Below are 12,101 nucleotides of genomic sequence, written 5' to 3'. Positions count from 1 at the left end.
CCTATTCTCTATAAGCTTTTGCCACTTGTTTAGAAGTCCCAAGACCTTCTATACCCAATTCTACTACATCCCCGGGTTTAAGGTAGCGCTGTGGTTTTAAACCCATACCTACCCCAAATGGAGTTCCGGTAGAAATAATATCTCCAGGCAATAAACTCATAAACTGACTTACATAGCTAATTACCTGAGGTATGTTAAAAACAAAATCTGAAGTGTTGCTTTGCTGCTTAATCTCACCATTTAGTTTTAGCCATAAATTAAGGTTATGCGGATTTGGAATTTCATCTTTAGTAGCCAAAAATGGTCCTAAGGGTGCAAACGTATCACAGCTTTTTCCCTTAACCCATTGCCCTAAACGCTCTAATTGAAATTCACGCTCGCTATAATCATTATGCAAAACATAGCCGGCCACATAATCCATGGCTTCCTCTTCAGAAACATAACTGGCCTTTTTACCAATTACAACCCCCAATTCTACTTCCCAGTCGGTCTTTTGGCTGTCTTTAGGAATAATTACATCGTCATTAGGCCCTACAATAGCGCTACTTGCTTTAAAAAATATAACGGGCTCTGATGGCACCTCCATACCGCTTTCTTCGGCGTGTTTTGCATAGTTTAAACCAATACAAACCAATTTGGAAGGACGTTTAACCGGTGCTCCCAAACGTTCTTGTAAATCTATTTCAGGGCAATTATCTTTATTTTCTGCTAGCCAGTTTTTAAGATCTTCCAGACCGTTTTCGGCAAAAAAATCTTCGGTATAATCTTTTCCAAATGCCGAAACATCTATTCTTTTTCCTGTTTCTAATTCAATTCCCGGTTTTTCCTGTCCGGGAGCTCCAAATCGTATTAATTTCATAATCTATTTTTTACTGAATTTTAAAAGTCCAGGCATCGTGACCGGGTAATTCGCCATATTTAATACCTGATGTATCTATAATTAATGTATTGTTGCTGTATGTCCAGGGTAATTCCCTATCTAAGCCCAACAAATGAACTTTTGTACCCTTAGCAGGTTTGTCTATTTCCAACGCCAACTCATCATCTGGCCATTCATAACTTATAGCATATAAAGCATCGTTATTCTTTGTATAACTTAAATAGGTTTTTAAAGAAATGAATTGCGCTTGTAAACCTTTTTCCTGCCCATTTTTATCAATAAAAAATGCCTTAGAAGGAACTAGCTCCTTTTCAGTGTTAGCCGTGCTCCAAAACAATTTAATCTTGGCGTTTTGCTTTTTCTCGCGGTAATTAATTTTAATTGGAGTGCGCTCGTTGGCCTTTAAACGAATTGTGCCTTTATCTGAAGTCCCGGTATTGGCTCCCATAACCTCAGCTTCATTATCGGGTGCTGTATAATTACTATTAATAATGGTTTTGCCATCAATTTGCACCATAGCCTCATCATCTACTTCAATTTCAAAAGTATATTTCCCTGTTTTTGGCGCTACAATAAAGCCTTCCCAGGTTGCCTGAAAATCGTCTTCACGTATTCCTTTTAAAGGTGAATTTCTTACCCAGTTAAAGTTAATTACACTATCTACTTTTTGTAAACTAACTTCTTTTTCTTCTCCGGTTATTGTATGGGCTTCAGCACCATAAATAGCTTCTCCATTAATATCCAACCAGGTTCCCAACTGTTTTAAACGTTCCTGTTGAATCATAGGAATTTGCCCATCGGCCCTTGGGCCAACATTCAAGATCATTCCACCACCATTGGCAACGGTTTGCACAAACCGTTCAATGAGTTCTTTTCCGGTTCCGTAGGCTTCTAAATTTTCACTTCGGTTTAAGCCAAAACTACGGCCAATTCCTCTTACCTCTGCCCAGGGTCTTTCGGTTTCTACAATTCCTGAACTATATTCCGGGGTTAAAAAACCAACATCAAGGCCATGGCCCCAACGATTATTCACTATGGCATCTTTTCCTACTGTTTCATAATACCAATTTATAAGCTGTGGAGCTTGCCATTGCTCGGCTGTATTGTACCATTCACCATCAGAAAAAATCAATGTAGGTTTATATTCCTTTACCAATTCTTTAAACTGCGGCACCATATATTCTTCAACATATCGTCCAATACTATCGTGCGGATCTGTATACCAGCGGTGTAAAGGGTGGTTCCATTCGGCTAGAGAGTAATATAACCCCATTTTAAGGTCCTCGTCCCTAACGGCTTCTGTTAATTCTCCTACAATATCACGTTTTGGGCCGGTATCGACACTATTCCAGTTTCGGTTAAATTTACTTGGCCATAGGGTATAGCCATCGTGATGTTTAGAAACCAACACCACATATTTAGCACCGGCTTCTTTAAAAATTTCAGCCCATTCTTGGGGATCAAAGAGTTCTGCTTTAAACTCACCTGCAAAATCTTTATAAGTGAAGTTAGTTCCGTAATGCTCATCTACAAAAGCGTTACGTAAACTATCATTGGTTTGCATTCCTCTCAAGAACCATTCGGCATAAGACTCTTTACCCCCATAAGCCGGTACTGAATACAAGCCCCAATGAATAAAAATACCGAGTTTTGCTTCCTTAAACCATTCTGGATAGCCATGCTCATTTATAGCTTTTTCTTCGGGAGATTGTGTATATCCCTGCAAGCCGATTAAAATACTAAGAGCTATTAATACTTTTTTCATATCTACAATATATTATCCTTGTAATTTTATAAAACCTCCGTCTATTGGAAAGTTGGTTCCTGTTGTAAATGCTGCATCATCTGAAGCCAGGTAAAGGGCAAGATTTGCCACTTCTTTAGTACTTCCCATACGGCCTATAGGTTGAGTTTTGGAGAGTTTTTCAAACATCTCTTGTTCTTGCCCAGGGTAGTTTTTAGTAATAAAACCATCTACAAACGGGGTATGTACCCTGGCGGGCGCAATACTATTACAGCGTATACCATAATCTATATAATCTTTTGCTATAGAGTAAGTCATGGTAAGTACAGCACCTTTAGACATGGAATAGGCAAAACGATCCTGAATTCCAACTACAGAAGCGATACTCGCCATATTGATAATACAGCCTTTCCTGGCTGATTTCATATAGGGAATAACCGATTTTAAACAGTTAAAAACACCCTTGATATTAACCTCATAAATTCTATCTAAATCCTCTTCGTTAGTATTCTCTACATTACCTACGTGGGCAATACCTGCGTTATTTACCAGAATATCAATTGATGATTCAGCGGCAATCTCAACCATTATTTTATCAACCTGTTCTTTTTTGGTTACATCACAACCAAAAAATCTTGCCTTACCACCGGCCAAAGTAATTTCTTCTACCGTATTTTTTGCTGTCTCTTCATTATAATCCAAAATAAAAACATTGGCACCGGCACTCGCAAATTCCATTGAAATTGCTTTGCCTATACCGCTTCCTCCACCTGTAATCACGCTCGACTTTCCTTTTAACTTATGACCCATATTATTTTACTTAATCTTTTTCTATTTTATAACTCACCAATGTTGCTATGCCATTTTTCTTAGCCTCCGGGATTTCTATAAAAGTTCCGAATTTTGTCTTTTGAAAATTTATTGTGGATCCATCCTTCCAATGAACCATTGTTTTTGTTTTGGGAAAAAAGTCTTCAATAAAATACGTATCATTATCGCCCAAAAGCCATAAAAACACTTCATTATCTTTAAGGGTAGACACCATATTCTCCCTGGGTGCTAACGGCCCCTGCCTGGTTCCATAAATTGCCTCTCCATAGGTTTCCAGCCAATCTCCAATTTCCAGAAACGATTCCTGATGTTCTTTTTGAATTTCGCCATTGGGCATAGGCCCAACGTTAAGCAGCAAATTACTACCAAATCCTGCAGATTTAATTAAATAACGAACTAGTTCTTTTTGAGATTTATGCTTAGAATCCTGCAGATTAAACCCCCAGGAACCATTAATTGTTTCACAAATTTCCTTAGGTAGTTCTCCTATATTTTCTTTGGCTGTTCCAAAACCTGTGGTATTATAACCAGGCAAATCCCTTTCAAACATTTGGAAATCTTCTCCCATTATTGGTGCTATATGATGATTGTTTCCTATTAAAGCTTGTGGTTGAAGCTCATGGATCAATTCATAGATTTCATCATAATGCCAATTGGTATTTTTCTTATCCCAATGCCCATCAAACCAAATACCTCCAATTTCACCATAATTTGTAAGTAACTCGGTTAATTGCTGTTTCATAAATGCTATGTAATCTTTCCAGTTACCAGTGGTATTTTTATCCGCAATTCCATTGCCTGTTCTTCCCAGTGGGTAATAATCTTTATGGTACCAGTCTAACAGGGAATAGTAGAAAAACAGTTTAATATCGTTTGCTCTACAGGCTTCAGCAAGCTCTTTTATCACATCCCGGCCAAATGGCGTAGCATCTACAATATTATAAGATGAAGCCTCGGTGTTAAACATAGAAAAGCCATCGTGATGACGTGTGGTCACTGTAATATATTTCACACCTGAATTCTTAGCCATCTTCACCCATTCTGTGGCATCGAAATTTATAGGATTGAAAAAACCAGGCAATTTCTCATAATTTTCTTTAGAGATATTCTGATTATTCATCACCCATTCTCCATCTCCCAGAACACTATATACTCCCCAATGGATAAACATTCCAAATTTGGCATGCTGGAACCATTCTCGCGCTTCTAAATTTTCTTTTGCCGGAATATAATCCTCATCCCCCTGTGCAAAAACCACAAAATGAATCAGCATTAAAATAAATAAAATTGGCTTTTTCATAAGTTGATTAAATTTTATAGTGAAACCCCTCTTTTCCACGGAATAAAATCGTCCTGTCCCAATTTTTGCGCACAGGTTGCTGTTTTTCCACTTGCTATTTCAACAATTAGATTTAAGAGATCTTCTGATAAATTTTCTAGATCTGCCTCTTCTGAAATTAACTTACCGGCATCAAAATCTATAATGTCCGTCATCCTCTTTGGCAATTCAGAATTTGATGATATTTTAATGACCGGGCAAACCGGGTTCCCTGTTGGTGTTCCCAACCCAGTTGAAAATAGGATTAAGTTTGCTCCAGAACCGGCCAATCCGGTGGTAGATTCTACATCATTTCCGGGAGTACATAGCAAATGTAAGCCACTTTTTACGGGATATTCTGTATAATCAAGTATTCCGCTTATTGGTGCCCTACCCGCCTTGGTCGCTGCACCTGCCGATTTAATTGCATCGGTTATTAAGCCATCTTTTATATTGCCCGGGGAAGGGTTCATATCAAAGCCGGAACCTACTTTTTTTGCCTCGGCGTTATAAGTCTCCATTAATTTTATAAACTTATCTGCCATTTCTTCGGTTTCGCAACGATTTATTAAATCTTGCTCTACCCCGCATAGCTCCGGAAACTCAGAGAGCATTGCACGGCCACCTACCGCAGTAATTTTATCGGCTATATAGCCAATTAATGGATTGGCGGTAATGCCCGAAAATCCATCAGATCCGCCACATTCTAAACCGATATTGAGTTTATCCAAACCTGCAGGTTTTCTTTCTATGCTGTTAGCTTTTTCCAGCTCGGGATAGGTTTTGGAAACTATTTTCTGTAGCATATCTTTTTCCGAAGAAAACTGCTGTTGTTCAAAATAAAGAACCGGTTTCTGCGGGTTCAATTTAGCCAGTGCTTCTTCCAGCAAACTCATTTGGGCGTGTTGGCAACCTAAGCTCAATACCGTTGCACCTGCTACATTGGGGTTTTTAATATATCCCGCAAGTAAATTCACCAATGCCTGAGCATCATCCCGTGTACCACCACAACCACCTTCATGAGCCAGGAATCTAATCCCGTCAATATTTTTAAAGACCTGTTCATTAATGACTTCAGAACTAGCTGCTGCATCAGAGTCTCCAGAGAGCATTTGCCTCAATTGTAATTTATATGGATTCTCCTGCTTATAACCCAACTCGGTTTCAAAGGCTTCTTTTAAAACTTTTAAATTCCTGTTTTGACAAAAAACCAGGGGCACAAATAGCCAGTAATTAGCAGTACCAACCTGGCCATCCTCTCTATGATACCCCATAAAAGTTTTGTTCTGAAGAGAGGTAATATCTGGCGAATTATAATTGTAAGTTCTGTCCTCATATTTATAATCGGCAGCACGATGTTTTATATTTTCAGTAGTCAAAGCATCCCCACAACCAATGGACAACACCACTTCCCCTACAGGGACGCCATACATTATAATAATATCACCGGGACTAAAATGCTGCAGGGCAATTTTATGTTTAATCGCTATATTTTGGGATACCTCTATTTGTGTTCCCGAAAGTTCTATAATTTCACCCGCCATTAAATTGCACAAGGCCACACCAACGTTATCCTGTTCGCTTATTTTTAAAATTTTATTCAAATTTTTAGCTTTTGTGTTGTTTATCTATCTTTCAGGTAGTTTACTCTTTCCATATCACATCGTATTCTTCAATATTCCAGGAATTATCAAAAAAGCCGGCAGCTTCTATTCCCTGAACCCCTTCATGTATCATCGTGTCTTTAAAAATCATAAAGTCCGGATAAAACGTACCGTTTAACAAATAATCGTTGCCCCAGGCAGCTTCCATTCCTTTTTCTCCGGTAGCGGTAATTACCCCAACACTTGCAAAATCACTATCTTTTCTAGGGTAAATAAAATACGCTCCTAGATTATTTCCTTTCAAAGTTTTCGTATCAACAGTCATTTTCCCTTTAGAAACCTTAATAGGGGAATCTTTGAGCAAAGTTTTCCAACTTGCATGATTATCGCTGTTTCCGTATAAGATTATATTTTGATCTGGGTAATTTTCCGGATTGAACTCTGCATCGGCTACCAGGGTTAGGTCTCCATTGGCACGGTAATAAAATTTCTCGGCATCAAATTTTGCACGATGATAATACCATTTGTTTTCCCTGTCACTTCCCTGGGTTGCATAAACCAAAACAGGTTTATTTTTAAAGGCATCTTTAAAGCCGCCATACCTATGCGGGCCTTTTTCCTGGTATCCAGGCTTTTTACTCACTTCCCAATAAGATTTCATTTTTTTCATCACCAAAGACTCCAGCTCTTTATTTACGGCAATGCGAACCTCATCTATAGCTATAGAATCTGGTTTTACAGAAAACTCTGAAAAGTCAACTTGAATAGTTTTTACGTTTTCCGTAGAAATCTGGAGTAAAATACTATCCTTTTCTACCGCTATATCACTAATTTCAAAAGGACGCTCTTGCTGAAGGATATTTATGTAATGTGCTTTTTCTGAAACCCCAGGGGAAGCCGATTTAAATGAAAAATCATTTTGGTTCTCGTCGGTTTTTTTATCGTGCGCCTTAAAAAAGTCAAATATTAACGGCCAATCCATACTGTGATTACCATACCAATGAGTACCCTTGGGATATTCATAATAAACAAAATCGTTATGAAAAGTACCCAAACGCTCGCGCATATCTCTCGCTATAAATGTTGGAACAACTGAATCTACCTCGCCGTGCAGCACATAGATACCAAAGTTTAGATAATTCTCTATTAATTTTAAAGTACGGCTGGTGTTACCGGCCCTTTTAATTATTGCACTTAGGTCTTCCTCTTTTTTTGAATTTAATTGAACGGCAGTTCTTTTATTAAATTCCTCTACCCCCATTTTAAACCTTTCCTGAAGCAGCTCAGGATTATCGGTAATTCGCCGTTTAAAGCTTTCACGATACAACAGTAAATCAGGATAGCCGGCTGCAGGCGCAATGGCCGCAAATTTATCGGGGTAAGTTGCGCCTAAATACCAGGTACCGTGACCTCCCATAGAGTGACCGGTCAAATAAGTGTGTGCAGCATCGGTTTTCCATTCATTTTCTGAATGAGCAAGAACTTCAAGAGCATCTAAACGTCCCCAATCTTCCCAGGCAAAACCAAACGGTCGTCTATTGGTAGGCGCAACAATATGCCCCCAATCTTTTTGCTGATAAGCATTAGCCTGATTAACAGCTTCTACCGAAGCTCCGTGCAAAGAAAAGAACATAGCCTGGTTTTCACTAACAGTATCTAAAGAAGGTGCCATACTATAATATTGTACACTACCATCAATGTCGCTCACAAAGGTTTTTTTATGGTGCTCGTACTTTGATTTTACCGGAAGCAATAAAGTATCAGTATCTAACTTTTTACCATTAGAATCAAGCATCTCCAGTACAACCTCTACCTCTTTTTTATCTTTATAATTTTCTGCAAAAGGAATTTCAAAAGGTACTTTTCTAACATATAAAGCTGGTATTTCTGTTATAGCCGTTTCAGCAACAGCATTGGCTACACGGGCTACTAATTTTAGATTTTCTATATTTTGCTCGCTTGCATTTGCTATTCTAATTGCTGCAGGGAAATTTTCTTTTTGCTCTATTAAGATTTCGGGCAAAGTCATATCGCGCTGCGTAAATTGAAGCTCCTTTTTTGGCTTTATAAGCCTTGCACGCATTCGGGAAAAACGACCGGAAGAAAGAATAAACTCATTCTTTCCTTTCTTTAATTTAAGAGGAATTAGATTCCAACCAAAATCATAATAATCCCCTTCGTGAGGAAAACCATTAATCAACACACTGGTATGACCCGATGCGTCTAATAAGACTATTTCTTCTGCAGCAGCATCGTACTCAAGATACAAATATCCATCTCTCAAACCGGGATCCTGAAATTCATTATTTTCATTTACTTCTATTTCTTCCCAGCTTATGGCTTGTCCGCGATAATTTTTACCGGCTGACTTCCCCTTTTTTATTCCGCTTTTAGCTTTACCTATAAATTTCGCGAAAAGAGGATCATATTCTACTGCCTCGGTGTCCTTTGGAAGTTGTTGTTTTTTATAAATAAGGGCTTCGGTAAAAACGTGCAGCACTTTTCCTTCGTGCACATCTTCCACCTTTTCTTTTCCAAAATACTCTACAATGTTCCCCTCCCTCTCCTGGGCAGTAAGGCCTACAGAGGTAAAAAACAAAAACAATGATAAAATTCTATTCATAATAAATTTTAAATAATAACACAGACACTCGTATTGCTCCAAATTTATAAGCTATAATTAATCAACATCACCTCACCACTAAAGACCTAAAGACCAGAATCTTGAAGAAATCTTCCTTTTAAAAAGAGTCCAGGGCTTGATAAGGGTTAATTCACTTCTATTGAAGCTACAAGCAGCTTTTCATTAAATTCAAAGAAATACTCTACCAAAATTATACTTCTTCCAGCTCATTTCTTTCACATTAATTTGCATTCTATTGTACAATATTTGCTCATTTGAAGCAATTATTTAATAAATTTGAAAATTACCGTATAGTTTTTTCTTAAACTTTAAAAAAAAAATGAAACTTCATTTTCTTCATAAAAATTTAAAAAGCAACTTCGAATTTAGCCATCATAAAGAGCGGCAGTTTCTACGCTTATGGCATTATCATCCCGAAATTGAACTGGTATATATAAAACAGGGAAAAGGAACCCTTTTTGCAGGAGATTTTATTGGGACCTTTGAAGAAGGAAACCTATTTTTAATAGGAAAAAATATTCCACATATGTTCCAAAGCTCTTCTAAAAATTTTTCTGAAGCCTATGTCCTTCATTTAAATCAGTTATTTTTTGAGGCCATTGAAAGTAGCAAAGAGGAATTTCAATATATAAGACTTATTCATAACTTAAGCGAAAGAGGGGCCACTTTTCACAGTTTTAAAAAGAATAAAATTGAAAATCTACTTTTTCAATTGCGAGAGCTGCCGGTGCCATTACAAGCAATAAACATACTTCAGGTTTTTTATTCGCTTTCTGTTCATTCTAACAACACTTATTTAGGAAGTGTAAACTGGTTAAATCATCATCAGGTATCAGATCAACGTTTAAGCGAGGTCATGGAGTTTTTAATGTTGAATTTTAAAGAAGATATTAGTCTTGAAAAAATTGCAGGCATAGCGGGTATGAATAAAACAGCATTTTGCAGATTTTTTAAGCAACATACCGGAAAATCTTTTATCACCTATCTTAACGAGCTACGAATAAATTATTCCTGTAAATTATTAAAAGAAGTACATAGCAACTATTCAATTTCCAAATCTTGTTTTGCATCTGGGTTTAACAGTTTATCTTATTATAATAGGATTTTTAAAAAAAGTACGGGTTTAACCCCGTCTGAATACCTAAAAAATAATATTTAAGTTGCTGAATTTTATAAGAGACCCAATTTCTTAATAATCCTATCTAAATAAAATATCAGTTTTAAAAAATTAGGCTGATTCAAAAATTTAGATAAATAAGTCGGATATAATTTAAAATCAGAATTTATGTTAAAAAGGATCATTCTCAAAAGTTGTGTGTGAATTGAAATATTATTTTGATTTTTGTTTTCTAAACAGAAAGCATTGGATCCATATATAGACCTACTCAAGATATTATTACCAGAATTATTAATCACCCATTTTGATCTTACCGGACATCAAACAGAAGGAGATATACTACACCTGCATTTTGAAGAGAAGCCGGAAATTCCTAAAGAGTTTTCTTCCAACCTGGTCATAGCACACGGGTTCCATAAAGAAATAACAATTCAGGATTTTCCTGTGCGTGGTAAAAAGGTTTTCCTGCATATAAAACGCCGTCGCTGGCTCAATAAACAAAGCAAACAGGTTATTCAGCGTGACTGGAACTTAGTAGCACAGGGAACCCGTATGACCGTCGAGTTCGCTGCTTTTTTAAAAGTACTTAGTCAGTACTAAAGCCTCCGACTGTCATACCATCGGTGGATTTTACGGGGTAAATGGAAAGAAGCTCCAGCGCCAGTACAAAGATTATTTAAGTGATTTTAAAGAGTGGGATCAAAAACCACATTCCAAAGAATGGCTCATCTTCCCCGAGAATATCAGCTCAAAGCTCTCTATAGATGAGACAGCACTCTCCAAAGGGGAGCTCTATACCATTATTACCAATAAAAAAGCTAAGGGTAAAAAGGGCAGTATCGTAGCAATTTTCTCAGGAACAAAGGTAGAACCCATTATAGAACAACTGCTTAAAATACCCGCTTCAAAATGAGCACGAGTCAAGGAAATCACCTTAGATATGGCCAATTCTATGAAAACCATTGCCAGGAAATGCTTCCCTAAGGCCGTACAGGTCACCGACCGCTTCCATGTGCAGAAACTCACCTTTGAAGCCCTGCAGGATATTAGGATCAAGCACCGATGGGAAGCTATAGATCTGGAGAACGAACAAATTAAACAAGCCAGGTTAAAACAGAAAAGTTTTAGTCCAGAAACCTTTGCTAATGGAGATACCAGAAAACAATTATTGGCCCGCAGCCGATACCTGCTCTATAAAGCACCTTCGAATTGGACAGAGAACCAGCACGAGCGCAGCAAAATACTCTTCGAGCAATACGCGGATATAAAGTTGGCCTTTAAGCTTACACAAAGGCTTAGAAATATATTTAACCATGCGAAATCAAAAGAAGGGGCTTATACAAAACTAGCTCACTGGTACAAGGATGTAGAGGATACGGGTTTAAGGCTTTTAATACCATAGCCAACACCATCACCCTTAATTACAGGTCTATTCTCAATTACTTTATCAATAGAAGTACGAATGCTTCAGCAGAATCCTTTAATGCAAAGATAAAAGCCTTTAGGGCTCAGTTTAGAGGAGTGAAAAATGTTGAATTCTTCTTATATAGATTAACCACAATTTTTGCTTAAACACAACAATTAGGCTTGATCCGTTAAAAATTAATATTTGGCTAAAATTTGCCTTTTTGTGTTACCTCTGTGTTACCCAAATAATCAAGTAGGGTGAAGATAATAAATATTTGAGCATTTATTATCTTCATCCCTCTTCCAGAACCGTGCATACGGGTCTCGTACACGGCTCATGTTAAATCTTATTCAGTACTGTTTGATAGTACTGATGCAAAGTGTTCCCTTCAACTGTGTCCATTGCGTACAACCCTAATTCTGAGAAGTACTTATTGGGCAGGGCATAGTGTATTAAATTGGTGGAGGAGTTTCTCCATCGGGTTACCGATATCTTAAGAAAATTCCCCTTATAGCCCATACGCCTTAGTTGTCGGTGAAGAGGTTTCCAGCTTTT

At 37.5% G+C, this 12,101-nt stretch carries 9 protein-coding genes and 1 pseudogene; 3 read left to right on the top strand and 7 right to left on the bottom strand.

Annotated features, from left to right (window positions below):
• Position 1 precedes the first annotated feature (1 nt).
• From BM084_RS12840 to BM084_RS12815, 6 genes are read right to left on the bottom strand one after another with little or no spacing between them, the layout of a single operon-like run.
• Positions 2 to 859 carry a fumarylacetoacetate hydrolase family protein gene (locus BM084_RS12840; RefSeq protein WP_093305273.1) on the bottom strand — a complete coding sequence of 286 codons (858 nt, stop codon included), beginning with the start codon at positions 857 to 859 and terminating at the stop codon, positions 2 to 4.
• 10 nt (positions 860 to 869) lie between these two features.
• Positions 870 to 2,645, bottom strand: a complete 1,776-nt coding sequence (locus BM084_RS12835; RefSeq protein WP_093305269.1) for an alpha-L-fucosidase — start codon at positions 2,643 to 2,645, stop codon at positions 870 to 872.
• Between the two features lie 12 nt (positions 2,646 to 2,657).
• Entirely contained in the window at positions 2,658 to 3,434 is a 777-nt protein-coding gene (locus BM084_RS12830) for an SDR family NAD(P)-dependent oxidoreductase (RefSeq protein ID WP_093305267.1), read from the bottom strand.
• A 10-nt stretch (positions 3,435 to 3,444) separates the two neighbouring features.
• A complete protein-coding gene (locus BM084_RS12825) occupies positions 3,445 to 4,755 on the bottom strand; it encodes an alpha-L-fucosidase (RefSeq protein ID WP_093305265.1) in 1,311 nt (436 codons plus the stop codon).
• A 14-nt stretch (positions 4,756 to 4,769) separates the two neighbouring features.
• Entirely contained in the window at positions 4,770 to 6,377 is a 1,608-nt protein-coding gene (locus BM084_RS12820) for a UxaA family hydrolase (protein ID WP_317040671.1), read from the bottom strand.
• Positions 6,378 to 6,417: 40 nt separating this feature from the next.
• Entirely contained in the window at positions 6,418 to 9,000 is a 2,583-nt protein-coding gene (locus tag BM084_RS12815) for an alpha/beta hydrolase-fold protein (RefSeq protein WP_093305263.1), read from the bottom strand.
• Between the two features lie 340 nt (positions 9,001 to 9,340).
• Between BM084_RS12815 and BM084_RS12810 the strand changes: the two genes are divergently transcribed.
• From BM084_RS12810 to BM084_RS12800, 3 genes and pseudogenes are all read left to right on the top strand, one after another.
• The gene (locus tag BM084_RS12810) at positions 9,341 to 10,180 is read left to right on the top strand and encodes an AraC family transcriptional regulator (protein ID WP_093305261.1); all 840 of its coding nucleotides are present in this window, start codon (positions 9,341 to 9,343) and stop codon (positions 10,178 to 10,180) included.
• Positions 10,181 to 10,384: 204 nt separating this feature from the next.
• On the top strand, positions 10,385 to 10,738 hold the full coding sequence (locus tag BM084_RS12805; RefSeq protein WP_075327931.1) for an ISAon1 family transposase N-terminal region protein: 354 nt from the start codon (positions 10,385 to 10,387) through the stop codon (positions 10,736 to 10,738).
• 340 nt (positions 10,739 to 11,078) lie between these two features.
• Positions 11,079 to 11,710, top strand: a pseudogene (locus BM084_RS12800) (ISAon1 family transposase).
• A gap of 175 nt (positions 11,711 to 11,885) precedes the next feature.
• Here the strand turns inward: BM084_RS12800 and BM084_RS19285 are convergent.
• Positions 11,886 to 12,101 (bottom strand): hypothetical protein (locus BM084_RS19285; protein WP_218152247.1); only part of this gene is annotated, 216 nt, incomplete at its 5' end.

Source organism: Salegentibacter agarivorans, from assembly GCF_900113135.1.
GTDB lineage: Bacteria > Bacteroidota > Bacteroidia > Flavobacteriales > Flavobacteriaceae > Salegentibacter > Salegentibacter agarivorans.
The sequence above is the reverse complement of the archived record's forward strand: the minus strand, read 5'-3'. Positions and strand labels throughout refer to the sequence as shown.

What these genes read in the sequence shown, in the direction of transcription:
- BM084_RS12840 (WP_093305273.1), bottom strand. Translation starts at nt 859, where the DNA reads ATGAAATTAATACGATTTGGAGCTCCCGGACAGGAAAAACCGGGAATT.
- BM084_RS12835 (WP_093305269.1), bottom strand. Translation starts at nt 2,645, where the DNA reads ATGAAAAAAGTATTAATAGCTCTTAGTATTTTAATCGGCTTGCAGGGA.
- BM084_RS12830 (WP_093305267.1), bottom strand. Translation starts at nt 3,434, where the DNA reads ATGGGTCATAAGTTAAAAGGAAAGTCGAGCGTGATTACAGGTGGAGGA.
- BM084_RS12825 (WP_093305265.1), bottom strand. Translation starts at nt 4,755, where the DNA reads ATGAAAAAGCCAATTTTATTTATTTTAATGCTGATTCATTTTGTGGTT.
- BM084_RS12815 (WP_093305263.1), bottom strand. Translation starts at nt 9,000, where the DNA reads ATGAATAGAATTTTATCATTGTTTTTGTTTTTTACCTCTGTAGGCCTT.
- BM084_RS12810 (WP_093305261.1), top strand. Translation starts at nt 9,341, where the DNA reads ATGAAACTTCATTTTCTTCATAAAAATTTAAAAAGCAACTTCGAATTT.